This window comes from Terrabacter carboxydivorans (genome assembly GCF_039532035.1).
In the GTDB taxonomy this organism is placed as follows: domain Bacteria; phylum Actinomycetota; class Actinomycetes; order Actinomycetales; family Dermatophilaceae; genus Terrabacter; species Terrabacter carboxydivorans.
Genome location: NZ_BAAARE010000023.1, coordinates 36,509 through 58,756, shown reverse-complemented (window position 1 = coordinate 58,756; position 22,248 = coordinate 36,509). Strand labels below are relative to the sequence as shown.

Here is a 22,248-nt window from a genome sequence, read left to right as displayed (position 1 = left end):
GCCGGCTCCGGGGTGGAACGCGCACGAGCGCTCGGGTGGGGCCGCACACGGCCGGGCGACACGGCATACGCCATCGGTTCCGGTGCGGTGGGAGCCGGGCGCACGGCCCGGGCGGACAAATGTTACTGATCGGTCCTCGGACGGCGTCCGGGGCGTTTCTCGGATCGTGGGACGATGGGGGGCGTGACTGAGTCGATCCAACGTGCCCGCGCCACCACTGCCTCCTACTCGATCACGATGCGGATCCACGCCGGCACCGACCCGGCGGTCATCGGAGCCCTCGCCGTCAAGGTCGCCGAGAGCGGCGGTATCACGACGGCCCTCGACATCGTCGACTCGCACCCGGACCGCCTCGTCATCGACCTCACCTGCTCGGCGAGCAACGCCGAGCACTCCACCGAGGTCGTCGACGCCGTGGAGACGCTCGAGGGCGTGCGCGTCCACAAGGTCTCCGACCGCGTCTTCCTCATGCACCTCGGCGGCAAGATCTCCGTCGAGTCCAAGGTCAACCTCCGCAACCGCCAGGACCTCGCGATGGCCTACACGCCCGGCGTCGGCCGGGTCAGCCAGGCGCTCGCAGAGCACCCGGAGGACGTGCCCAAGCTGACGATCAAGGGCAACTCGGTCGCCGTCGTCACCGACGGCTCTGCCGTGCTCGGCCTCGGCAACATCGGGCCCATGGCGGCGCTGCCGGTCATGGAGGGCAAGGCCGCGCTCTTCAAGCGCTTCGCCGACATCGACGCCTGGCCGATCTGCATCGACACGACCGACGTCGACGAGATCGTGCGCACCGTCGAGCTCATCGCCCCCGGCTTCGGCGGCATCAACCTCGAAGACATCGCCGCCCCGCGCTGCTTCGAGGTCGAGGCCAAGCTGCGCGAGCGCCTCTCGATCCCTGTCTTCCACGACGACCAGCACGGCACCGCCATCGTCGTGCTCGCGGCCCTGAAGAACGCGCTGCGGATCATCGACAAGCCGCTGCCCGAGGCGAGGGTCGTCGTCTCCGGAGGAGGCGCGGCCGGCTCGGCGATCGTCCAGCTGCTGCTGGCCGCCGGCGCCGTCGACGTCACCGTCTCGGACCGCCCCGGACTGCTCAACAAGGACGACGAGTCGCTGACCCCCGCGTGGCGCGAGCTCGCCGGCAAGACCAACCCGCGCGGCCTCACCGGCACCCTCCGCGACGGCCTCCAGGGCGCCGACGTCTTCATCGGCGTCAGCGCACCGCGCATCCTGGCCCCCGAGTGGATCGACGAGATGGCCGACAAGCGCATCGTCTTCGCGCTCGCCAACCCCGACCCCGAGGTCGACATCTACGAGGCCACGCAGCGCGCGACCGTCGTCGCCTCGGGCCGCAGCGACTACCCCAACCAGATCAACAACGTGCTCGCCTTCCCCGGAGTCTTCCGGGGGCTGCTCGATGCGCGCGCGACCGACGTGACGACCGAGATGCTCATCAAGGCCGCCGACGCCATCGCCTCGGTCGTCACCGACGAGCAGCTCAACCCGAACTACATCATCCCCAGCGTCTTCCAGCCCGACATGAGCAAGACCGTCGCCAAGGCGATCGTCGACTGCGTGCCCAAGGCCCCCGCGAAGAGCATCCCGATGACCGGCGCCAACTGAGGAGCACGACCGACCGGATGACGAGCACGACCCAGCCGGGGCAGCGCTACCCCCTCGACGGCCGCCGCGCCTGGGCGGTCTGGGCGGCGGCCATCGCCGTCTACGTCCTGGCCGTCTTCCACCGAACGTCCCTCGGCGTGGCCGGGCTCGATGCCGCCCACCGTTTCGGCATCAGCAGCGCGCAGCTGTCGACCTTCACCATCGTGCAGGTCTTCGTCTACGCGGCGATGCAGCTGCCCGTCGGAGCGCTGCTCGACCGTTACGGCTCCAAGAAGCTGCTGGGGCTCGGCCTCGGGCTGCTCACCGTCGCGCAGCTCGGCTTCGCGTTCGTCCACTCCTTCGAGGCCGCGCTGCTGTGTCGGGTGCTGCTCGGCGTCGGCGACGCCATGGTGTTCATCTCCGTGCTGCGCCTCGTGGCGCTGTGGTTCTCGCCCCGCCGCACGCCGATGGTCACCCAGCTGACCGGCGTGCTCGGACAGCTCGGCGCCCTTGCCGCGGCCGGCCCCCTCGCAGCCGCGCTCGACCACTTCGGGTGGACGCCGTCGTATGCCGTCGCGGCGTCGATCGGCGTGCTCTCCGGGATCGCGCTCGTGGTCGTCGTCAAGGACAGCCCCTACACCGACACCCGCCGCGACGAGCTGCGCCTGCGCGCGGTCGCCCGCACCCTGCGGGCCGCGTGGCTCGTCCCAGGCACGCGCCTCGGGCTGTGGTCGCACTTCACGTCGCAGTTCGCCGCCAACATGTTCACCATGCTGTGGGGCTTCCCGTTCCTCGTTGCAGGACAAGGACTCTCGCCCTCGACGGCGAGCGTGCTGCTCATGGTCATGGTCGTCACGACGGTCGTCTCGAGCCCGGTCATCGGCACGCTGACGATGCGCTACCCCTTCTCGCGCAGCACCCTGGTGCTGTGGATCGTGGCCGCCGCGATCCTCGCGTGGACCGTCGTGCTGCTGTGGCCCGGGCGCGCGCCGCTGTGGATGCTCGTCGTGCTCGTGGTGCTCATCGCCATCGGTGGCCCCGGCTCGATGATCGGCTTCGACCTGGCCCGCACGTTCAACCCGCCGACCCGCATCGGCAGCGCCTCGGGCATCGTCAACACCGGCGGCTTCATCGCGACGCTGACGGCCGTGGCGCTCGTCGGCGTCGTGCTCGACCGGGTCGCTCCCGGCGGCCCGTCGACGTGGGGCGTCGACTCGTTCCGGGTCGCGATGACGGTGCAGTACCCCGTGTGGGCGCTCGGCATCGTGCAGGTGCTGCGCTACCGGCACAAGGCGAGGCGGGCGGCGCTCGAGGCCGACCCCGACGCCTACGCCGCCATGCAGGCCGGCCGCTCCGTCACCTTCCACTGACGCCCGCCCTGCCCGCGCGCCCCTCTCCTTTACCGTCGAGAGGCCACTTTTCGTGGGTCCCGACGCGTCGAGAGGCCACGTCTGGCCCCTCCTCCACCGTCGAGGGGCCAGAGTTTGCGGGTCCCGGACGGACGAGTGGTCGATGCAGGCGGTCTAGCCTGCTCGGGAGGAGGAGCGCGATGCCGACCTGGGCCGAGGTGGACGAGCTGGCCGGACGGCTGCCCGGCGCGGAGCGCACGGTCGCCCACGACGGGTCACCTGCCTGGCGGGCCGGACGGCATACGTTCGCTCGTCTGCGACGCGGCGACGACGGGGGCGAGCTCGTCCAGGTGTGGACGGGCGAGATGGACACCGAGGCGGCGCTCGCCGGTCGTCGCGACGTCTTCGTGCGCATCGACACGTTCCGGTTCCGCGTGACGATGTGGGTGCGGCTCGACCGACTGCACCGGGTCGAGCTGGCCGAGCTGCTGCTCGAGTCCTACGACATCCGCGGCGGTCCACGTCGCAGGGGCGGGACGGGGCTGGCCGACCTGCTCTGCTGAGCGCGGGTGACCCGTGATCGCCGCGTGCTGTCAGGGTTTTCCCAGACTCCAGGTATGTGGTCGAAGAGGGCATGACGGACATCCCCGCCGGCCCTCGACCCACGGGAGGCACGGATGGCTGCGCCAGCGCAGGCACGCACCAGACTCACGTCCGACCAGCGCAACTCGTTCGCCGCCGCCTACCTCGGCTGGGCGATGGACGCCTTCGACTACTTCCTCGTCGTGCTCATCTACGCCGACATCGCCAAGGACTTCCACAAGTCGCTGGCCCAGATGGCCTTCATCACGACCATGACCCTCGTCATGCGTCCGGTGGGGGCGTTCATCTTCGGGCTCTGGGCCGACCGCCGAGGGCGCCGCATCCCGCTCATGACCTGCGTCGCCTTCTACAGCGTCGTCGGTTTCGTCTGCGCCTTCGCGCCGAACTTCGCGGTCCTCATGGTCCTGCGGATGCTCTACGGCATCGGCATGGGAGGCGAGTGGGGTCTCGGTGCCGCTCTGGCGATGGAGAAGCTGCCGGCCGACCGGCGCGGCTTCTTCTCAGGGATCCTGCAGGGCGGCTACTCGATGGGCTACCTGCTGGCCTCGCTCGCCTTCCTCCTCGTCAACTCGTGGCTGGGCCTGTCGTGGCGCTGGATGTTCGCCCTCTCGATCATCCCGGCGGCCATCACCTTCGTCATCCGCTCCCGCGTCGTCGAGTCCGAGGTGTGGCAGAGCGCCGACGAGCGGGTGCGGCAGACCAGCACCTCGGTGCGCCAGCTCCTCTCCAACCGGGCGATCTGGCGCCGGTTCGTCTTCCTCGTCCTGCTCATGACGGCGTTCAACTGGATGAGCCACGGCACGCAGGACATCTACCCGACCTTCCTCAAGGCGAGCGACGACGGCGGTGCGGGCCTCGCCAAGAGCACCGCGACGTGGATCGCCGTCATCTACAACGTCGGTGCCATCGCCGGTGGTGCCGTCGCCGGTGCCCTCTCCGAGCGTCATGGGCGCAAGGTCGTCATCATCTTCTGCGCCCTGCTCGGCCTGCCGATCGTGCCGCTCTTCGCGTACTCGCAGACGGCCGGCATGCTCGTGCTCGGGTCGTTCCTCATGCAGGTCGTGGTCCAGGGGGCGTGGGGCGTCATCCCGGCCCACCTGACCGAGCTGAGCCCCGACGAGATCCGCGGCTTCTACCCCGGCGTCACCTACCAGCTCGGCAACTGCCTCGCGGCCTTCAACCTGCCGATCCAGCAGGCCATCGCCTCCTCGCGTGGCTACCCGTTCGCGCTCGCCGTGACGATCGTGCCGGTCCTCGTCGCCGTGGTCGTCCTGACCGCGCTGGGCAAGGAGCGCCGCGGGGTCCGGTTCGGCAGCAGCGAGACGAGTCTCGTCGAGTCCGGGGAGGCCAGCCTCGCGTCGTCGCGCTGACCACACGGCATACGGCGTGCGTATGCCGTGTGCACCCTGGCGCCGAACGCGCGAACGCCGCGCCCCGGAGGGCGCGGCGTTCGACCGGAGTGGGGAGCGGCCGGTCAGGCGTCGCCTACCGTGAGTGCCTCGGCCTCGGTGCGCGAGGTGACGGCCTCGGCGCCGTGGCCCGGGGCCTCGTCGAGCGCGCTGATGATGTGGCGCGCCGTGAGCAGCACGAGCACGCCGAGCACGACGGCACCGGAGCCCACCCAGAACGGCAGGTGGATCGACTTCTCGCCGAGGTTGCCGGCCAGCCACGGCGCGATGGCGCCACCGCTGAAGCGGACGAACGAGTAGGCGGCAGAAGCGACTCCGCGCTCGACCGGGGCGACCTTCATGACGGTCTCGGTGATCAGCGTGTTGTTCACGCCCAGGAAGGCGCCGGCGAGGATCGTGCCGACGACCAGGACGGTCTTGTTCTCCGTCTGGGCGGCCATGACGGCGAGGATGACGGCGAAGCCGAGCAGGGCGCCGACGATGCCGGCCATCGTGCCGAAACGGCGCTGGATCATCGGGGCCACGAAGACCGACGTGATCGCCAGCAGCAGGCCCCAGCCGAAGAAGATGAAGCCGATCTGGTGCGCGCCCATGGCGAGCGGGAACGGCGTGAAGGCCAGCAGGGTGAAGAAGCCGAAGTTGTAGAGCAGCGCCGTGACGCCGACGGTGAGCAGGCCGCGGTGGCCCAGGGCACGCAGCGGCGCGGCGAGCGAGGTCGGCGTGTCGGCCGGCGGGGTCTTGGGCAGGGTGGCGACGGTCGCGATGAAGGCGATCGCCATGAGGACGGCGACGCCGTAGAACGGCCAGCGCCACGAGATGCCGCCGAGCCAGCCGCCGAGCAGCGGGCCGGTCGCGATGCCGACGCCGAGCGCGGCCTCGTAGAGGATGATGGCCTGCTTCACCGAGCCGGACGCGGCGTTGACGATGGTCGCGAGGGCGGTCGCGATGAAGAGGGCGTTGCCGAGGCCCCAGAGGGCGCGGAAGGAGACGATGCCGCCGACGGAGTCCTGGCTGCCGGCGAGGGCGGCGCCGACGATGATCAGCGCGAGCCCGAGCAGGAGGGTGCGCTTGGCGCCGACGCGGCTGCTGACCCACCCGGTCCCGAGCATCGCGATGCCCATGACGGCGAGGTAGCTGGTGAACAGGAGCGAGACCTGCGAGGGGCCGGCGCCGAGCTCGTCGGCGATCGGCTTGAGGATGGGGTCGACGAGGCCGATGCCCATGAAGGAGATCACGCAGGCGAAGGCGATCGACCAGACGGTCTTGGGTTGGCGCCACATGGTGGTGGTCATCCGTCCTTTCGGGTGGGGTGGGGGACAGGGGCGTCCGCCGCCGCGGCGAGCAGCTCGTTCATGACGTCGATGGCGACCCGGACCCGGTCGAGTGCGGGTCCGTCGAGCTGGTCGAGAGCAGGGGACAGGACGGCCAGTCGGGCGCGGCGCACGCTCTCGAGTGCGGCGTGGCCCTCGGCGCTGAGGGAGATCACGGTGGCGCGCGCGTCGTCGGGGTCTGACGCGCGGTCGACCCAGCCGGACGCCTCGAGGCGCTGCAGCTGGGTGGTGATCGTCGGCTGGCTGCTGTGATCGGCGGCCGCGAGGGTGCTGACGCGCGAGGGTCCGAGCTCGTCGAGGAGGGCGAGCAGCCGGGCCTGCGCGAAGGGCACGTCGAACGACGCGTGCCGGCTGGCCCAGCGCGAGAGTCGCGCGGCCGAGCGCAGCAGGTCGTTGCCCAGGGTGGTCGGTTCGGTCACTCGCTCCAATTTACATAGATAACCTATGCATATCAAGTCGAGAGGGTGGTGGCGTTCTCTGGTTGGTGGGGCAGGGTGCTCGCTCGACCCGGACGGAGCGCGTCGTCGAGGGTGCGCTCCGTCCGGGTCGTCGGCCGGGGGTGGCGGCTCAGACGAGCTGGTGCAGCACGCCGTCCGCGATGTCGGCCAGGTGGTCGAGGTCCGTGAGGTCGAGGACCTGCAGGTAGAGCCGCTCGGCTCCCGCGGCCTCGAACGCCGCGAGCTTGTCCACGACCTCGTCGGGTGAGCCGGCCAGGCCGTTGGCGCGCAGCTCGTCGAGGTCGCGCCCGATGGCGTCGGCGCGTCGTCGCAGGGTGGCCTCGTCGCGCCCGATGCAGACGACCTGGGCGGCCGAGCAGGTGAGCGAGGCCGGGTCCCGTCCGGCCTCCGTCGCGACGTCGCGGACCCGTTCGAAGAGCCGGCCGGCATCGGTGGCCGGCATGAACGGGGCGTTGAACTCGGCGGCATATCGCGCGGCGAGGGCCGGCGTGCGGCGCTTGCCGCCGCCACCGATGATGATCGGCACGCCGCCCGGCTGGGTCGGCCTGACGAGACCGGGGGAGTCCGCGATGGGGTAATGGGTTCCCTTGTGGCTGAACGTCGCTCCCGGTTCGGTGCCCCACAGTCCCGTGATGACGGCCAGCTGCTCCTCGAGCCGGTCGAAGCGCTCGCCGAGCGGCGGGAAGGGGATGCCGTATGCCGTGTGCTCGGCCTCGAACCAGCCCGCGCCGAGTCCCAGCTCGACGCGTCCACCACCCATCTGGTCGACGCCGGCGACCTGGACCGCGAGCGGCCCGGGTAGGCGGAAGGTGGCCGACGTGACGAGCGTGCCGAGCCGGATCGTCGAGGTCTCACGGGCGAGGCCGGCGAGGGTCGTCCAGGCGTCGGTCGGTCCGGCGCCGCCGTCCCCACCCATGGCCAGGTAGTGGTCGGAGCGGAAGAAGCCGCTGAAGCCGAGGTCCTCGGTGGCTCGCGCGACGGCGAGCAGGTCGTCGTAGGTGGCGCCCTGTTGGGGCTCGGTGAAGATGCGCAGGTCGACGGTCATGCCGGTGCAACCACCGGTCAGTCGTGAACAATCCCGTCGACGACGACTTCGAGCATGGGCCGCACGTCGAGCTCGGTGCGGCTCGTGTCGGCGACGCTCGCGACCCCGCTGACGAGCCGCATGACGTTGGCGGCGTCGATGCCGGGGCGGAGGTCGCCGTCGGCGTCGAGGTGGTCGATGACGCGGGCGTTGGCCTCGCTCATGACGCGGCACTTGCGGTACATCGGCGAGGCGGGGTCGTCCATGGCGGCGCAGATCTTGCTCGCCGCGCCGCGGTGCAGGGTGATGTGGTCGATGAAGTGCTCGAACCAGTCGAGCAGCATCTGGCGTGCGGGCAGGCCGGTGGCGATGGCGGCGTCGGCGTCGGCGGCCACGCGGTCGGTCCAGTCCTGCATCAGCGCGTCGACGAGGGCCTCGCGGGTGGGGAAGTGGCGGTAGAGCGTGCCCGGGCCGACTCCGGCGCGCTTGGCGATCTCGTCGAGGGAGGAGTCCGTGCCGCGCTCGGTGAAGACGATCCGTGCCGTCGCGAGGATCTTGTCGTAGTTGCGCTTGGCGTCGGCCCGCATCGGGCGAGGGGATTTCGGGGCATTGTCCGGGGCGGGTCCGTTGGCCGATTCCCCTTGGGCGGCAACAGATTCCGGCGACGGATCGAGCGTCGCCTTGCCGGCTACGGCAGGCGTCACGAGAAATCTCCCTTGCTAAAACGGAGAGTGTCTCCGTATTGTGGGTCAGGCAGAACCGGAGTGGTTCTCCGCTAATCGTAGCGCCGACCGTCGTCACAGAGGAGTCCGGCACCCATGACCACCACGATCCGACCCACCCGACAGGCACTCCGCGTCCACCGCTCGCACCTGGCCACCACGCACCGCGCCCCGCTCGTCCAGCGCCGTGAGCAGACCGGTGCCGCCAGCGGCTCCGGTGCCCCGCGCACCCGAGCCGCCGCCTTCACCCCCATGACCCGCGACCCGCTCACCGTCGAGAGCTCGCGCACCCCGTCCGCGGACCACCGGTCCCAGCACCACGAATCCTGAGGTCTGAGATGTCGACCACCACCACCCGCACCACCACCGACCCACGGCAACCCGCCGGGTCCGAGCGCGCCGCACGTCGCGGAGCCATCGGCCTCGGCGTCGTCCTCGTCGCCCAGCTCATGCTCGTGCTCGACGCCACCGTCGTGAACGTCGCGCTCCCGCACATCCAGACCGACCTCGGGTTCACGCCGGCCGGCCTGTCGTGGGTGCTCAACGCCTACACCCTCGCCTTCGGCGGTCTCCTGCTCCTCGGCGGCCGGCTCGGTGACGTCCTGGGGCGCCTGCGCAGCTTCGAGATCGGCCTGGCGATCTTCACCGTCGCGAGCCTGCTCGGCGGTCTCGCGACGTCCCCGACGTGGCTCATCGCCTCCCGCACCCTCCAGGGTGTCGGTGCCGCGCTCGCCGCGCCGAGCGTCCTCGCCCTCGTGACGACGAGCGCCCCGAACGAGGCGGCCCGCAACCGCGGACTCGCCCTCTTCACCGCGGTGTCGTCCGCCGGCGCCTCCATCGGCCTGCTGCTCGGTGGCGCCCTGACCGACTTCGTCAGCTGGCACTGGACCCTCTTCGTCAACGTCCCGATCGGCGCCGTCGTGCTCGTGCTGGCCCGCCGTTTCGTCACCGAGACGCCGCGCATCCGTGGACGCTTCGACGTCGTGGGTGCGGTCACCGCGACGCTCGGCTCGGTCGCCGTCGTGCACGGCTTCATCAGCGCCGCCGACCGTGGCTGGACCGCTCCGCTGACGCTGGCGTCGTTCGTCGTCGGCGTGGCCCTCATCGCGCTGTTCGTGCGCACCGAGAGCCGGGTCCCCGCGCCGCTGCTTCCGCTCGCCCTCGTGCGCAACCGCACCCGTGGTGGCGCGCTCGTGCTCATGGCTCTGGTCGTCGGAGCGCAGTTCTCGACGTTCTTCCTCGTGACGCAGTACCTCCAGCTCGTCCTCGGCTTCAGCCCGGTCGCCACCGGCGCCGCGTTCCTCCCGCTCAGCCTCGCGATCTTCGCGACGTCGCGGGTCAGCGCCCGCCTCGTGGCCAAGGTGGGCCCCCGACCGATGCTCCTCGTGGGCACGCTCGGACTCACCGCGAGCTTCGTGTGGCTGAGCAGCATCACGACGACGAGCACGTATGCCGCGCACCTGCTCGGAGCGCTCGTGCTCAACGGCGTCTCGGCCGCGCTCGTCTTCATGCCGGTCACGGTGGTCGTGCTCGGCGGCGTGGACCGCGCCCAGGCCGGCACGGTCTCCGGCCTGCTCCAGACCGCGCAGCAGCTCGGCGGCGCCATCGGCCTCGCAGCGATCGTCAGCGTCTACGCCTCGCAGGCGGTGCCGGGCCGGTTCGTCCCGGGCGTCGAGCCGGCGTTCCTCACGTCGGCGGCCTTCACCCTCGTCGCGCTGCTCGTCGCGGCCCTCGTGCTGCGGCCCCGGCCCGCACAGCCGCTCGCCGCGCCGGCCGAGTCCACCCGCGAGCCCGTGGCTGTTGCTGCCGGGGATGCCGCCGAGGTCGGCTGACCCCGACGCCACAAGGAACGGCGCATGGTGCTGCGTCCGGTGGGGTCATCACCCCGCCGGACGCAGCACCATCTGCTGTTCCATCGACCTCCTTCGGTACGACCCACGGAGACGTCGGCGCCTGTGACGACACGACCCCCGCAGCCCGGGTGGGCGGCGGGGGTCGGCACGCGGCATACGCACGCGTCGGGTCGGGGCAGGCTCAGTGGCCCTGCGGCATCGCCCAGCGGGCGGTCGAGGTGCCCTGCTCCTTGGCGCGGTCGAAGGCCTCGCCGATGATCTTCTCGGCGGCCTCGCGGTTGCCCCAGTCGGAGCCCTCGACGTGCTTGCCGGGCTCGAGGTCCTTGTAGCGCTCGAAGAAGTGCTGGATCTCGTCGAGCGTGAACGTGCTGACGTCGGAGATGTCCTGGACGTCGGCGGTGCGCGGGTCGACCGGCACGCACAGCACCTTGTCGTCGCCGCCGGCCTCGTCGGTCATGTGGAAGACGCCGATCGGGCGGGCCTCGACGACGACGCCGGGGAAGACCGGCTCGGGCAGCAGCACGAGCGCGTCCAGGGGGTCGCCGTCCTCGCCGAGCGAGTCCTCGATGTAGCCGTAGTCGGCGGGGTAGGCCATCGGCGTGAAGAGGTAGCGGTCGAGGCGGATGCGACCCGTCTCGTGGTCGACCTCGTACTTGTTGCGCTGTCCGCGCGGGATCTCGATGGTGACGTCGAACTCCACGTCTTCCCCTTCTTCACGGTCTTCGGGTGCTGTCTCGGGTGCGGCGCGCGTGCCGGAGCACTCGCCTGCGGCTGACAGAATCGTCCGCGACAGTGTGTCAGCAAGGACCGGCCTTGCGCGAAACAGCACGAACGACGGACGGGGGGTGACGTGCCATGGCGCCAGGGTCCGAGCCGGGCCGACGCGCTCCCCGCCTCACCTACGGGATGGCCGTCGTGTGGTCGGTCGTGACGATCCTGCTGGGGTATGCCGTCCTCGACGTCGCCGACGCCGCGCCCGGTGTGCTGACGCTGCGTCCACTGCCGCCGCCCGCACCGACCGAGTACGTCGGGCGGCGCACGCTGCCGGTCGTGCCGCAGCCCACGCTGCCGACGTCGGTGGAGGCGCCGCTGCCGTCGCTGGCGGGCGAGACCGCCGCGGCGACCCCGAGCGGCATCGAGCGTGCCCTCGCGTCCGTGGTGTCGCTGCCGGCCCTGCGCGACTCGGCCCTCGTCGTGCGCGACGGGCAGACCGGCGAGGTGCTGCTCGACCAGCGCGGCGACGAGCTGCGCATCCCGGCCTCGACGACGAAGCTGCTCTCGGCGACGGCGATCGGCCAGACCTTCGCGCCCGACGAGACCCTGCGCACCGTGGTGCGCCAGGGTGACACCCCCGAACAGGTCGTGCTCGTGGCGGGCGGCGACTCGCTGCTCGCACCGGGCAAGGGCGACCCCCAGGCCGTGGCAGGCCGTGCCGGCCTCGGCGACCTCGCCGACCAGGTCGCCTCCTCGCTCCGCACCCGCGGCACCCGCTCGGTCACGCTCTACGTCGACGAGACCTACGCGAACGGGCCCACCACGGCCTCGACGTGGGGCTCGACGTTCCGCAGCTCGGGCATCACCGGCGCCGTCGCCATGCTCGGACTGTCGAGCCAGCGGGCCCGCGGCGGCGCCCCCGGCCCCGCCGACCCCGTCCTGGCGGTGCGCACGGCCTTCGTGCGCCTGCTCGAGGGCCGCGGGGTCACCGTCACGGTCGCGCCCCGGGGCAAGGCGCCCGGCGTCCCCGGCTCGCCGATGCCGACCGCCACCACGGGTTCGACCGCCACCCCCTCGACCGACGGCACGCCCTCGACCGACTCCACCGACTCCACGGGCTCGGGCGCGGCGGCCCCCGCAGACGCCGCGACTCCCACCGCGACGACGAGTGCGCCGGCCACCGGCCCGGGCTCGATCCTCGGCAGCGTGCAGTCGGCCCCGGTGCGCGAGCAGCTCGCCCTCGCCCTGACCGACAGCGACAACGCCCTCACCGAGATCCTCACCCGGCAGGCCGCCTACCGCTCCGGCGCGGGCACCGCGTTCCCCGCCGTGGGCGCGTGGGTCGTCTCGCAGGTCGCCGCGCTGGGCCTCGACACGACCGGGGTGACCCTCTCCGACGCGAGCGGGCTCTCGCGCGAGAACCGGGTGCGCGCCTCGCTCCTGTCGGACGTCCTCGTGCTCGGCTACGACGGCAAGCACCCGGTGCTGCGGCGGGCCCTCGACGGCCTGCCGATCGGTGGCCTGACGGGCACGCTGGCCGACCGGTTCACCGGCGCCGACCACGCGGCGGCCGGCCGCGCCCGCGCCAAGACCGGCACGCTGACCGGCGCCAACGCGCTCGCGGGAAGCGTCGTCGACGACGACGGTCGGCTCCTCGTCTTCGTGGGTATGGTCGCCGGAGTGGGAACCAACGACGCTCGGGCGGCGTTGGACCGTCTGGTAGCGGCGATCGCCTCCTGCGGGTGCCGCTGACGGGCCGAAAGGTCTCTCGGGGACCGGGTTCGTGACGACGTTCACGACCTCGCAGTCGAGGGTCCGGCCTCCCAGGCACCTCGCGCGACGTCGACTTCGTCACGGCACGGAAAGGGCTGGCATGACCGACACGACCCACCGGACCCCGGAGGACGCCTCCCGTCCCGAACGAGTCGGTGGTGGTGCCCCGGCCGCGTCCGTCGACTACGAGTTCGCCAAGCGCACCGGCCGCGCCGTCGTCAACCCGGGACCCCAGGTCTCCGGCGACGAGGCGGCCGCCATCGTGGCCGACCTGCGCGCCGCCGCGGCCTCGGCCGTCGCCCCCGTCGCGGAGACGAGCGCCCTCACCGCGCCGGCCGGCGCCCCCGACCCGCTCGTCGTCGACCGGGCGGGCTGGATCAGCGCCAACGTCGACTCGTTCCGCTCGATGCTCGACCCCGTCGTCGACAAGCTCAACGCGACGAAGAAGTCGCCCACGAGCGCCACCGCGGCCGCGATCGGCGGCAAGGTGACGGGCGCCGAGATGGGCGGCCTGCTCGCGTTCCTGTCGAGCAAGGTGCTGGGGCAGTACGACCTCGCCCCGGGCGGCGTCCCGCGCCTCATGCTCGTCGCCCCCAACATCGTGGCCGCCGAGCGCCGCATGGAGGTCGACCCGACCGACTTCCGCCGCTGGGTCGCCATGCACGAGGAGACGCACCGGGTGCAGTTCACCGCGGTGCCGTGGCTGCGCGACCACATGGTCTCGCGCACCCAGGCCCTCGCCGTCGACCTCGCCCCCACCCCCGAGGACCTCTCGAAGCGCTTCGAGCAGCTGACGAAGAACCTGCCGCAGGTGCTGAGCTCCGGCGAGGGCGTCGGCCAGCTCTTCGCGACCCCCGAGCAGAAGGCGCAGATCGCCGAACTGACCGCCGTCATGTCGCTGCTCGAGGGTCACGCCGACGTCGTCATGGACGCCGTCGGGCCCCGGGTCATCCCGAGCGTCGACGAGATCCGCCGCAAGTTCGACCAGCGCCGCAACAGCTCCGTCGGCGTCGACCGGCTGCTGCGCAGGCTCCTCGGCCTCGACGCCAAGATGCGCCAGTACCGCGACGGCGCCGTCTTCGTCCGGGCCGTCACCGACCAGGTCGGCCGCGACGGCTTCAACGCGGTCTGGACCTCGCCCGAGACGCTGCCCCGGGCCGCCGAGATCCTCGAGCCGGACGCCTGGGTGCGCCGGGTCCACGGCTGAGCGATGCGAGGTCCCTCAGACATGCCCGGTCCCGACCCCGCCGTCGCCGCCACCCGCCTCGCGGTGCGCGAGCACCTCGCCGACGTGCCCGAGGGCGGCGTCGTGCTCGTCGCCTGCTCGGGTGGTCCCGACTCGGTGGCGCTCGCCGCCGCGCTCGCCTTCGAGGCGCCCCGCGCCGGGGTGCGTGCCGGCGCGGTCGTCGTCGACCACGGCCTCCAGGAGCGCTCCGCCGAGGTGGCTCGGGACGCCGCGGCCCTGTGCCGTGAGCTCGGGCTCGACCCCGTCGAGGTGGTGGCCGCCGAGGTGCGCACCAGCGGCGCCGGGCTCGAGGCCGACGCCCGTTCGGCCCGCTACGCCGCGCTCGTGGCCGCCGCCGACCGCCTCGGTGCCTGCACCGTCTTCATCGGTCACACCCGGGACGACCAGGCCGAGCAGGTCCTCCTCGGCCTGTCCCGGGGCTCGGGCGCCCGGTCGCTCAGCGGTATGCCGGTGCGCCGCGACCGTTTCGTGCGTCCCCTCCTCGCCCTGCCGAGGGCCACGACCCTCGCCGCCTGCGCGGCCTACGACATCCACCCCTGGGACGACCCGCACAACAGCGACGACTCGTTCCGCCGGGTCCGTGCCAGACGGCTGCTCGCCACGCTCGAGTCCGACCTCGGCCCGGGCTTCGGCGCGGCGCTCGCGCGCAGCGCCGACCTGCTCCGCGAGGACGCCGACTACCTCGAGACCCTCGCAGTCCGGGCGCGTGCCGACCTCCCCGACGGACCCGGCGGCGACGGTGTCGACCTCGACGCCTTGGCCGCTCTCCCGCGGGCGATCCGCACCCGGGTCTGGCGGCTGCTCGCCGCCGAGGCCGGAGCGCCGCTCGCCGACGTCAGTGCCGCCCACGTCGAGTCGCTGGACGCCCTGCTCACGTCGTGGCACGGGCAGGGACCGCTGCACGTGCCGGGCGGCATCGCCGTCGCCCGCACCGGTGGAGCGATCGTCTTCAGCCCGCTGCGCGCGCCCGCCCACGCCTGAGGCCCGGCCACCCGGCATACGCCCCCCCGGGTGGGGGCCCGCAGAGGTGCGGGACGTTCGTCCAGCCGGGCCCGGTGCGGTTGAATGGAGCCCGCCCCGCGCGACCCGCAGCGCCACACCCGTCGCCACACATCGCCACACATCGCCACACATCGAGGAGCCTTCGTGGACCACGAGCACATGGGAGCCGACCTGGCCAAGGTCCTGCTCACCGAGGAGCAGATCCAGGCCCGGCTCGCCGAGCTCGCCGCCGACATCTGGAAGGACTACGAGGGCAAGGACTTCCTGCTCGTCGGCGTCCTCAAGGGTGCCGTCGTCGTCATGGCCGACCTCATGCGTGCCCTCCCGGGCACCGCCCCGATGGACTGGATGGCGGTCTCGTCCTACGGGTCCGGCACGAAGAGCTCCGGCGTCGTGCGCATCCTCAAGGACCTCGACACCGACATCAGCGGTCGCCACGTGCTCATCGTCGAGGACATCATCGACTCCGGCCTGACCCTGTCGTGGATCAAGTCCAACCTCGAGTCCCGCAGCCCCGCCTCGGTCGAGATCTGCACGCTGCTGCGCAAGCCCGACGTCGTCAAGGTCGACATCCCGGTCAAGTACGTCGGCTTCGACATCGCCAACGAGTTCGTCGTGGGCTACGGCCTCGACTACGCCGAGAAGTACCGCAACCTGCGCTGCGTCGGCACCCTCGCCCCGCACGTCTACGCCTGAGCCCGGGGGAGAGCCGTGACCTTCTCGATCGTCGCGCGACAGGGTGATGCCCACGGCATCGCCGTCGCGAGCAAGTTCCTCGCCGTCGGCGCTGTCGTGCCCGGCGCCCGCCTCGGCGTCGGCGCCGTCGCGACCCAGTCCTTCGCCCACGTCGCCTACCTCGAGGAGCTGCTCGGCCGGCTCGCCGCGGGGGAGGGCGCCGAGGAGGCGCTCGCCGCCGCGACCTCGCTCGACGAGGGCCGCGAGACCAGGCAGGTCGGCGTCGTGGGGCTCGGCTCGGCCGCGACCTTCACCGGCTCGGAGTGCAACGCCTGGGCCGGTGGCGTCGCGCGCGACGACGGCGACACGGCATACGCCATCCAGGGCAACATCCTGACCGGGCCCGAAGTCGTCGAGGAGATGGAGCGCGCCTGGCACGCGACGGCCGAGCAGCCCCTCGCCCGGCGCCTGCTCGCCGCGCTCGTCGCCGGTGACGCCGCCGGCGGGGACTCCCGCGGGCGCCAGAGCGCGGCGATGTATGCCGTCGAGCCGGGTTCCGGCTACGACGCGTGCGGGGTGCTCGCCGACCTCCGTGTCGACGACCACACCGACCCGGTGACCGAGCTCGGACGCCTCCTGTCGGACTGGGAGATGTACTTCGGCAGGCCCGAGGACGTGCAGGCGCTCGAGGGCGATCTCGCCGACGAGGTGCGCGAGCGGCTGGCGGGTGCCGGCTTCACCGACCCCGACGTCGCGACGGCCCTCGCCGACTGGGCCGGCAACGCCAACTACGAGGCGCGCCTCAGCCCCGACGGCATCGACCGGCGGGTCCTGGAGGCCCTGCGCGCGGCCACCGACCGCTGAGCGCGCGGCCCCGGCGCGAACCCTGGACGGACGGGTTGGTCACCGGTCGGGCGCATGCGGAACACTGGTGGCCCACCGGACGTTGTGCCGGTGGACAAACTCACCGGACGAGCAGGAGGACCGGGGCCCGACAGGTCCCGCACGTACATGGACGCTAAGCGGATACTGCGCACACCACTGCTGTGGATCTTGGTCCTCATCAGCGCGCTCGTCTTCGGCATGATGTTCTCCGAGTCCGGCCCGCCCCGGATCGACACGTCGGCGGCGATGAAGCAGATCACCGACGGCAACGTCGAGTCGGCCAAGCTGCTCAACAACGAGCGCATGGAGCTGACCCTCAAGACGCCCTACACCTCGCCCGACGGCACGGTGAAGGACGCCAAGTCGGTCTACGCCTTCTATGTCGACGCGCGCGGCGGCCAGGTGGTCCAGGCGCTCAACAACAAGCCGCCGGCCCAGGGGGTCGACGACCAGATCGACCAGCCCAGCTGGTTCGGCTCGCTGCTCTTCTCGATCCTGCCGATCATCGTCATCCTCGCGCTCTTCTGGTTCCTGATGGGCCAGATGCAGGGCGGCGGCAACCGGGTCATGCAGTTCGGCAAGTCCCGCGCCAAGCTCGCGACCAAGGACACCCCGAAGGTCACCTTCGCCGACGTGGCCGGCTGCGACGAGGCCATCGAGGAGCTCCAGGAGATCAAGGAGTTCCTCCAGGAGCCCGCGAAGTTCCTCGCCGTCGGCGCCAAGATCCCCAAGGGCGTGCTGCTCTACGGCCAGCCCGGCACCGGCAAGACGCTGCTCGCGCGTGCCGTCGCGGGTGAGGCCGGCGTGCCGTTCTACTCGATCTCCGGCTCGGACTTCGTCGAGATGTTCGTCGGTGTCGGCGCGAGCCGCGTCCGCGACCTCTTCGAGCAGGCCAAGGCCAACGCGCCGGCCATCGTCTTCGTCGACGAGATCGACGCCGTCGGTCGTCACCGCGGCGCCGGCATGGGCGGCGGTCACGACGAGCGCGAGCAGACGCTCAACCAGCTGCTCGTCGAGATGGACGGCTTCGACGTCAAGACCAACGTCATCCTCATCGCGGCGACCAACCGCCCCGACATCCTCGACCCGGCCCTGCTGCGCCCGGGCCGCTTCGACCGCCAGATCGCCGTCGACGCTCCCGACATGATCGGCCGCCACCGCATCCTCGAGGTCCACGCCCAGGGCAAGCCCGTCACGGCCGACGTCGACCTGCTCGCCGTCGCGCGCCGCACGCCCGGCTTCACCGGTGCGGACCTCGCCAACGTCCTCAACGAGGCCGCCCTGCTGACGGCCCGCGGCGACAAGAAGGTCATCGACAACGAGGCCCTCGACGAGGCCATCGACCGCGTCATCGCCGGCCCGCAGAAGCGCACGCGCATCATGTCGGCCAAGGAGCGCAAGATCACGGCGTACCACGAGGGCGGTCACGCCCTCGTCGCCGCGGCGCTCAACCACACCGACCCGGTGACCAAGGTGACGATCCTGCCGCGTGGCCGTGCCCTCGGCTACACGATGGTCATGCCGATCGACGACAAGTACTCCACGACCCGCAACGAGATCCTCGACCAGCTCGCCTACGCCCTCGGCGGCCGCGTCGCCGAGGAGATCGTCTTCCACGAGCCGACCACCGGCGCGAGCAACGACATCGAGAAGGCCACCGGCATGGCCCGCAAGATGGTCACCGAGTTCGGCATGTCAGAGCGCATCGGCGCCATCAAGCTCGGCCAGAGCACCGGCGAGGTCTTCCTCGGTCGCGACATGGGCCACCAGCGCGACTACTCCGAGGAGATCGCCCGCGTCGTCGACGAGGAGGTCCGCGCCCTCATCGACGCGGCCCACGACGAGGCGTATGCCGCGCTCAACGCCAACCGCGACCTGCTCGACCACCTCGTCCTCGAGCTGCTCGAGAAGGAGACGCTCAACGTCCACGAGCTGGCCGAGCTGTTCAAGCCGGTCGTCAAGGCACCTGAGCGCCCGACCTGGCTCTCGTCGCAGACGCGCCAGCTGAGCGACCGCCCCCCGGTGCTGACCCCGGCCGAGATCGCCGCCCAGAACGGCCAGAACGGCTTCAACGGCACCGGTGGCCAGAACGGCCACCTGCCCCCGCCGGTGCCTGCCGACAAGCGCCTCGAGGACAAGATCGAGGAGGCCGCGTCCGCCGGCGCGCACCCGCTCGCCGAGGAGCACCCCGCCGAGCAGGTCATCGAGGTGCCGGACGACCGCCCCGTCAACCCCAACGAGAAGAGCTGACCGGTGGCGATCGACCAGCCGCGCGCCGAGGCGGCCGTCCGCGAGCTGCTGCTCGCCATCGGTGAGAACCCCGACCGCGAGGGTCTGCTCGACACCCCCGCCCGGGTGGCGCGGTCCTTCAGCGAGATCTACGCGGGTCTCGACATGACGGCGTCCGACGTGCTCGGCACGACGTTCGAGATCGACCACCAGGAGCTCGTCATCGTGCGGGACATCGAGCTCTACAGCACGTGCGAGCACCACCTCGTGCCCTTCCACGGGGTCGCGCACGTCGGCTACATCCCGAGCAAGGACGGCCGGGTCACCGGGCTGTCCAAGCTGGCCCGGCTCGTCGAGGTCTTCGCCCGGCGCCCACAGGTGCAGGAGCGGCTCACGACCCAGATCGCCGACGCGCTCGTGGAGCACCTCGACGTGCAGGGCGTCATCGTCGTGGTCCAGGCCGAGCACCTGTGCATGTCGATGCGCGGCATCCGCAAGCCCGGTGCGAGCACCATCACCTCGGCGGTGCGCGGCCAGCTGCGCGACCCGGCCACTCGAGCGGAGGCCATGGCGCTGATGCTCGAGGGCAACAAGTGACCGTCGGGCCCACCTCCACGCAGCACCACGCGGCCCGCCCAGCCGTCCCGGCCCGCTCAGCGGGATCGCCGGGACGGCCCGGGTCGGCCGGCCCGGCTCCACGCGCGGGCCGGGCCGCGACACAATGGCGCCCATGACTGCGCCAGCATCCGGAGGCCGGACCACGCCCGACGCGACCACGCTGCTGTCGGTGAGCGACCGCACGCTCGTCATGGGCGTCGTCAACGTCACGCCCGACTCCTTCTCCGACGGCGGCCAGTGGTTCGAGCAGGAGGCCGCGATCGCCCACGGCCGTGAGGTCGTGGCGGCCGGCGCCGACATCGTCGACGTGGGCGGCGAGTCCACGAGGCCCGGCGCCGAGCGGCCCTCCGTCGAGGAGGAGCTGCGGCGCGTCCTGCCCGTCGTGACCGCCCTCGCGTCCGACGGCGTCGTCGTGTCCGTCGACACCATGCGGGCCTCGGTGGCCCGGGCCGCCGTCGACGCCGGGGCCACCATCGTCAACGACGTCTCGGGCGGTCTCGCCGACGCCGAGATGGTGCCCTGGGTGGCGGCCAACCGGCTGCCCTTCATCGCCATGCACTGGCGCGGCCACAGCACCGAGATGCAGTCGCGCGCCGCCTACGACGACGTCGTCGAGGACGTGCTGCGCGAGCTGGGGCAACGCCGCGACGCCCTGCTCGAGGGCGGCATCGAGGAGGACCTCCTCGTGCTCGACCCGGGCCTGGGCTTCGCCAAGAACGCCGACCACAACTGGGCCCTCATGGCTGCGCTGCCCGCCCTGCACGAGCTCGGCCACCCCGTCCTGCTCGGTGCGTCGCGCAAGACCTTCCTGGGCAGGCTCGGGCGTCCGGAGGGTGCCGAGCCGCGCCCCGCAGCCGAGCGGGACGTCGAGACGACCGCGACCTCCGTCATGGCCGCCATGGCGGGCCTGTGGTGCGTGCGCGTGCACGACGTCGCCTCGACCGTGCGTGCCCTGACCGTGGTCCAGGCCGCGCTCGAGCACGCGCCCGACGACCTCGATGAGCTCGACGAGCTCGACGACGCTGCAGACCCGGAGGGCCCGAACCGATGACCGACCGCATCGTGCTCCAGGGCGTCTCGGCCCACGGCACCCACGGCGTGCTGGACGTCGAGAAGCGCGACGGGCAGACGTTCCTCGTCGACGTCACGATGACGCTCGACCTCGAGCCGGCCGGTCGCAGCGACGCCCTCGCAGCCACCGTCAACTACGCCGCCGTGGCGAGCGACGTCGTCGCCCGCATCACCGGGCCCTCGTTCGACCTCATCGAGCGCCTCGCGGAGGTCATCGCCGACGACGTCCTGCGCTACGACCTCGTCGACGCGGTCGAGGTCGTCGTGCACAAGCCCGAGGCGCCGGTCGGTCACCCCTTCACCGACGTCCAGGTGCAGGTCTCGCGCAGCAACGCGGCCCACGTCGTCATCGCGCTCGGCACCAACCTCGGCGACCGCGGCCAGACGCTGACGGACGCCGTCGTGGCCCTCACCGCCCTGCCGGGGCTCACGCTCACCGGCGTCTCCGACATCGTGGCCACCGACCCGGTCGGCGGCCCCGACCAGCCGGAGTACCTCAACGCCGTCGTCGTCGGCCGCTCCCTGCTGCACCCCACCGACCTGCTCGCCGAGCTGCACCGCATCGAGGCCGACCACGGCCGCACGCGCGAAGTCCGTTGGGGTGCAAGGACGCTCGACCTCGACCTCGTCCAGTACGGCCGCCCGGGCGGACACCGCGAGGTCACGAGCGACGACGCACGCCTCACGCTGCCCCACCCCCGGGCCCACGAGCGGGCGTTCGTGCTCGTGCCGTGGCTCGACGCCGACCCGAGAGCCACGCTGCGCGTCGGTGAGGGTGCCCACGGCATACGCCCGGTGGTCGACCTGCTGGCCGACCTCGACCGATCGGGCGTGCGGCCCGGTCCCCCATGGGAGCAGCAGTGAGACCACACTCCGGCATCCGCGTCACGACGCTCGTCCTCGCGGGACTGGCCATGACCGTGGTCGCGTGGCTCGTCCTTCGGTGGCTGTCCTCGGGCGGCAGCCCCGTGCCCGAGCCCGGCTGGATCGGGGCGGTGGCGATGGTGGTCCTCGGCGCCGGGCTCGTCCTGGCCGGCTGGCAGGTGCGCCGGGTCCGCGACGGCCGGCCCGACCCCGCGGTCACGCCGCTGCGCGCCGCCCGCACGCTCGTGCTGGGCCAGGCGGGCGCCCTGACCGGGGCCGTGCTCGTCGGGTGGTATGCCGCGAACGCCCTCGTGCTGCTGCCCGACGGCGACGTCGACTCGCAGCGCAACCGCATCTGGCTCTTCGTGCTGCACGCCGTCGTGGCGCTGCTGCTCGCCGTCGCCGGCATGGTGGTGCAGGCCTGGTGCCGGCTGCGCCCGCGCGACGACGAGGACGACGACACCGATCACGTCTGAACGCGGGACGTCGACCGGGGCTCTGTCCGGCGAAGTGCCCTCGCACCGGTGACCTTCCGCCCGACCGAACGCGAGGCCCCGGCTCGGACCCCGTCCGCGGGGGGCTCCGCAGTGCTCAGGTGGTGCCGGCGACCGTCACCGTCGAGGTGGGGGCCGGCTTCGTCGTGACCGTCGGCGGCTGCGGCGGACCGTCCGGGGTCGTCGTGCGCACCGGCCACGGCGGCGGGATCGTGTCTACGGTGTCCTCGTCGGAGCACGCCGCGGCGAGGGCGATCGTGGCCGTGATGACCGTGACGGCCACGGCGCGCAGGACGCTGGCGCGCGTGGGGCGGGCGGACGGCATA

22 protein-coding genes are annotated in these 22,248 nt (G+C 72.1%); 16 read left to right on the top strand and 6 right to left on the bottom strand.

Features of this window, described 5'->3' with window-relative positions:
• The first annotated feature begins 174 nt into the window (after nucleotides 1-174).
• The 4 genes from ABD297_RS20150 to ABD297_RS20135 all read left to right on the top strand — a co-directional run bounded on the left by ABD297_RS20150 (nucleotide 175) and on the right by ABD297_RS20135 (nucleotide 4,924).
• The gene (locus tag ABD297_RS20150; RefSeq protein WP_344256894.1) at nucleotides 175-1,623 is read left to right on the top strand and encodes an NAD-dependent malic enzyme; all 1,449 of its coding nucleotides are present in this window, start codon (nucleotides 175-177) and stop codon (nucleotides 1,621-1,623) included.
• A gap of 17 nt (nucleotides 1,624-1,640) precedes the next feature.
• Nucleotides 1,641-2,972 carry an MFS transporter gene (locus ABD297_RS20145; RefSeq protein ID WP_344256893.1) on the top strand — a complete coding sequence of 444 codons (1,332 nt, stop codon included), beginning with the start codon at nucleotides 1,641-1,643 and terminating at the stop codon, nucleotides 2,970-2,972.
• 179 nt (nucleotides 2,973-3,151) lie between these two features.
• Nucleotides 3,152-3,514, top strand: a complete 363-nt coding sequence (locus ABD297_RS20140; protein WP_344256892.1) for an MmcQ/YjbR family DNA-binding protein — start codon at nucleotides 3,152-3,154, stop codon at nucleotides 3,512-3,514.
• Between the two features lie 114 nt (nucleotides 3,515-3,628).
• On the top strand, nucleotides 3,629-4,924 hold the full coding sequence (locus tag ABD297_RS20135; RefSeq protein ID WP_344256891.1) for an MFS transporter: 1,296 nt from the start codon (nucleotides 3,629-3,631) through the stop codon (nucleotides 4,922-4,924).
• A 104-nt stretch (nucleotides 4,925-5,028) separates the two neighbouring features.
• On the opposite strand, the gene ABD297_RS20130 is transcribed toward ABD297_RS20135, so the two are convergent.
• The 4 genes from ABD297_RS20130 to ABD297_RS20115 all read right to left on the bottom strand — a co-directional run bounded on the left by ABD297_RS20130 (nucleotide 5,029) and on the right by ABD297_RS20115 (nucleotide 8,363).
• On the bottom strand, nucleotides 5,029-6,255 hold the full coding sequence (locus ABD297_RS20130; protein ID WP_344256890.1) for an MFS transporter: 1,227 nt from the start codon (nucleotides 6,253-6,255) through the stop codon (nucleotides 5,029-5,031).
• Nucleotides 6,252-6,713, bottom strand: coding sequence for a MarR family winged helix-turn-helix transcriptional regulator (locus ABD297_RS20125; RefSeq protein WP_344256889.1), 462 nt, complete (start codon nucleotides 6,711-6,713; stop codon nucleotides 6,252-6,254). The genes ABD297_RS20130 and ABD297_RS20125 overlap by 4 nt, the downstream gene beginning before the upstream one ends.
• A gap of 148 nt (nucleotides 6,714-6,861) precedes the next feature.
• Nucleotides 6,862-7,797 carry an LLM class F420-dependent oxidoreductase gene (locus tag ABD297_RS20120; protein WP_344256888.1) on the bottom strand — a complete coding sequence of 312 codons (936 nt, stop codon included), beginning with the start codon at nucleotides 7,795-7,797 and terminating at the stop codon, nucleotides 6,862-6,864.
• A 17-nt stretch (nucleotides 7,798-7,814) separates the two neighbouring features.
• Nucleotides 7,815-8,363 carry a TetR/AcrR family transcriptional regulator gene (locus tag ABD297_RS20115; protein ID WP_344256887.1) on the bottom strand — a complete coding sequence of 183 codons (549 nt, stop codon included), beginning with the start codon at nucleotides 8,361-8,363 and terminating at the stop codon, nucleotides 7,815-7,817.
• Nucleotides 8,364-8,594: 231 nt separating this feature from the next.
• Here ABD297_RS20115 and ABD297_RS20110 point away from each other — a divergent pair, with 231 nt between their 5' ends.
• The gene (locus ABD297_RS20110; RefSeq protein WP_344256886.1) at nucleotides 8,595-8,828 is read left to right on the top strand and encodes a hypothetical protein; all 234 of its coding nucleotides are present in this window, start codon (nucleotides 8,595-8,597) and stop codon (nucleotides 8,826-8,828) included.
• An 8-nt stretch (nucleotides 8,829-8,836) separates the two neighbouring features.
• Complete coding sequence (locus ABD297_RS20105; RefSeq protein ID WP_344256885.1) at nucleotides 8,837-10,330, top strand: MFS transporter; 1,494 nt, start codon at nucleotides 8,837-8,839, stop codon at nucleotides 10,328-10,330.
• Between the two features lie 202 nt (nucleotides 10,331-10,532).
• Here the strand turns inward: ABD297_RS20105 and ABD297_RS20100 are convergent, their stop codons facing one another.
• Entirely contained in the window at nucleotides 10,533-11,051 is a 519-nt protein-coding gene (locus tag ABD297_RS20100) for an inorganic diphosphatase (RefSeq protein ID WP_020145122.1), read from the bottom strand.
• Nucleotides 11,052-11,206: 155 nt separating this feature from the next.
• Between ABD297_RS20100 and ABD297_RS20095 the strand changes: the two genes are divergently transcribed.
• The 10 genes from ABD297_RS20095 to ABD297_RS20050 all read left to right on the top strand — a co-directional run bounded on the left by ABD297_RS20095 (nucleotide 11,207) and on the right by ABD297_RS20050 (nucleotide 21,904).
• A complete protein-coding gene (locus ABD297_RS20095) occupies nucleotides 11,207-12,817 on the top strand; it encodes a D-alanyl-D-alanine carboxypeptidase/D-alanyl-D-alanine-endopeptidase (protein WP_344256884.1) in 1,611 nt (536 codons plus the stop codon).
• Nucleotides 12,818-12,938: 121 nt separating this feature from the next.
• On the top strand, nucleotides 12,939-14,045 hold the full coding sequence (locus tag ABD297_RS20090) for a zinc-dependent metalloprotease (protein ID WP_344256883.1): 1,107 nt from the start codon (nucleotides 12,939-12,941) through the stop codon (nucleotides 14,043-14,045).
• Nucleotides 14,046-14,066: 21 nt separating this feature from the next.
• Nucleotides 14,067-15,065, top strand: a complete 999-nt coding sequence (gene tilS, locus ABD297_RS20085; protein ID WP_344256882.1) for a tRNA lysidine(34) synthetase TilS — start codon at nucleotides 14,067-14,069, stop codon at nucleotides 15,063-15,065.
• Nucleotides 15,066-15,230: 165 nt separating this feature from the next.
• A complete protein-coding gene (gene hpt, locus ABD297_RS20080) occupies nucleotides 15,231-15,782 on the top strand; it encodes a hypoxanthine phosphoribosyltransferase (RefSeq protein ID WP_344256881.1) in 552 nt (183 codons plus the stop codon).
• Between the two features lie 15 nt (nucleotides 15,783-15,797).
• Nucleotides 15,798-16,625: a DUF1028 domain-containing protein gene (locus ABD297_RS20075; RefSeq protein WP_344256880.1), complete on the top strand. Its 828-nt coding sequence runs from the start codon at nucleotides 15,798-15,800 to the stop codon at nucleotides 16,623-16,625.
• A 147-nt stretch (nucleotides 16,626-16,772) separates the two neighbouring features.
• Nucleotides 16,773-18,896, top strand: a complete 2,124-nt coding sequence (gene ftsH / locus ABD297_RS20070; protein WP_344256879.1) for an ATP-dependent zinc metalloprotease FtsH — start codon at nucleotides 16,773-16,775, stop codon at nucleotides 18,894-18,896.
• A 3-nt stretch (nucleotides 18,897-18,899) separates the two neighbouring features.
• On the top strand, nucleotides 18,900-19,472 hold the full coding sequence (gene folE / locus ABD297_RS20065) for a GTP cyclohydrolase I FolE (RefSeq protein ID WP_344256878.1): 573 nt from the start codon (nucleotides 18,900-18,902) through the stop codon (nucleotides 19,470-19,472).
• A 133-nt stretch (nucleotides 19,473-19,605) separates the two neighbouring features.
• Nucleotides 19,606-20,544, top strand: a complete 939-nt coding sequence (folP, locus tag ABD297_RS20060) for a dihydropteroate synthase (RefSeq protein WP_344256877.1) — start codon at nucleotides 19,606-19,608, stop codon at nucleotides 20,542-20,544.
• On the top strand, nucleotides 20,541-21,428 hold the full coding sequence (gene folK, locus ABD297_RS20055) for a 2-amino-4-hydroxy-6-hydroxymethyldihydropteridine diphosphokinase (protein ID WP_344256875.1): 888 nt from the start codon (nucleotides 20,541-20,543) through the stop codon (nucleotides 21,426-21,428). The genes folP and folK overlap by 4 nt, the downstream gene beginning before the upstream one ends.
• Nucleotides 21,425-21,904 (top strand): DUF3180 domain-containing protein, encoded by a 480-nt coding sequence (locus tag ABD297_RS20050; RefSeq protein ID WP_344256874.1) that lies wholly within the window; start codon nucleotides 21,425-21,427, stop codon nucleotides 21,902-21,904. The genes folK and ABD297_RS20050 overlap by 4 nt, the downstream gene beginning before the upstream one ends.
• Before the next feature lie 115 nt (nucleotides 21,905-22,019).
• Here the strand turns inward: ABD297_RS20050 and ABD297_RS20045 are convergent, their stop codons facing one another.
• Nucleotides 22,020-22,247, bottom strand: a complete 228-nt coding sequence (locus ABD297_RS20045) for a hypothetical protein (RefSeq protein ID WP_344256873.1) — start codon at nucleotides 22,245-22,247, stop codon at nucleotides 22,020-22,022.
• Nucleotide 22,248 lies beyond the last annotated feature (1 nt).

Coding starts and splice junctions, on each gene's coding strand:
- ABD297_RS20095 (WP_344256884.1), top strand. CDS start 11,207: ATGGCGCCAGGGTCCGAGCCGGGCCGACGCGCTCCCCGCCTCACCTAC.
- ABD297_RS20090 (WP_344256883.1), top strand. CDS start 12,939: ATGACCGACACGACCCACCGGACCCCGGAGGACGCCTCCCGTCCCGAA.
- folK (WP_344256875.1), top strand. CDS start 20,541: ATGACCGACCGCATCGTGCTCCAGGGCGTCTCGGCCCACGGCACCCAC.
- ABD297_RS20045 (WP_344256873.1), bottom strand. CDS start 22,247: ATGCCGTCCGCCCGCCCCACGCGCGCCAGCGTCCTGCGCGCCGTGGCC.
- ABD297_RS20140 (WP_344256892.1), top strand. CDS start 3,152: ATGCCGACCTGGGCCGAGGTGGACGAGCTGGCCGGACGGCTGCCCGGC.
- ABD297_RS20150 (WP_344256894.1), top strand. CDS start 175: ATGGGGGGCGTGACTGAGTCGATCCAACGTGCCCGCGCCACCACTGCC.
- ABD297_RS20120 (WP_344256888.1), bottom strand. CDS start 7,797: ATGACCGTCGACCTGCGCATCTTCACCGAGCCCCAACAGGGCGCCACC.
- ABD297_RS20115 (WP_344256887.1), bottom strand. CDS start 8,363: ATGCGGGCCGACGCCAAGCGCAACTACGACAAGATCCTCGCGACGGCA.
- ABD297_RS20105 (WP_344256885.1), top strand. CDS start 8,837: ATGTCGACCACCACCACCCGCACCACCACCGACCCACGGCAACCCGCC.
- folP (WP_344256877.1), top strand. CDS start 19,606: ATGACTGCGCCAGCATCCGGAGGCCGGACCACGCCCGACGCGACCACG.
- ABD297_RS20130 (WP_344256890.1), bottom strand. CDS start 6,255: ATGACCACCACCATGTGGCGCCAACCCAAGACCGTCTGGTCGATCGCC.
- ABD297_RS20110 (WP_344256886.1), top strand. CDS start 8,595: ATGACCACCACGATCCGACCCACCCGACAGGCACTCCGCGTCCACCGC.
- ABD297_RS20145 (WP_344256893.1), top strand. CDS start 1,641: ATGACGAGCACGACCCAGCCGGGGCAGCGCTACCCCCTCGACGGCCGC.
- ftsH (WP_344256879.1), top strand. CDS start 16,773: ATGGACGCTAAGCGGATACTGCGCACACCACTGCTGTGGATCTTGGTC.
- tilS (WP_344256882.1), top strand. CDS start 14,067: ATGCCCGGTCCCGACCCCGCCGTCGCCGCCACCCGCCTCGCGGTGCGC.
- ABD297_RS20135 (WP_344256891.1), top strand. CDS start 3,629: ATGGCTGCGCCAGCGCAGGCACGCACCAGACTCACGTCCGACCAGCGC.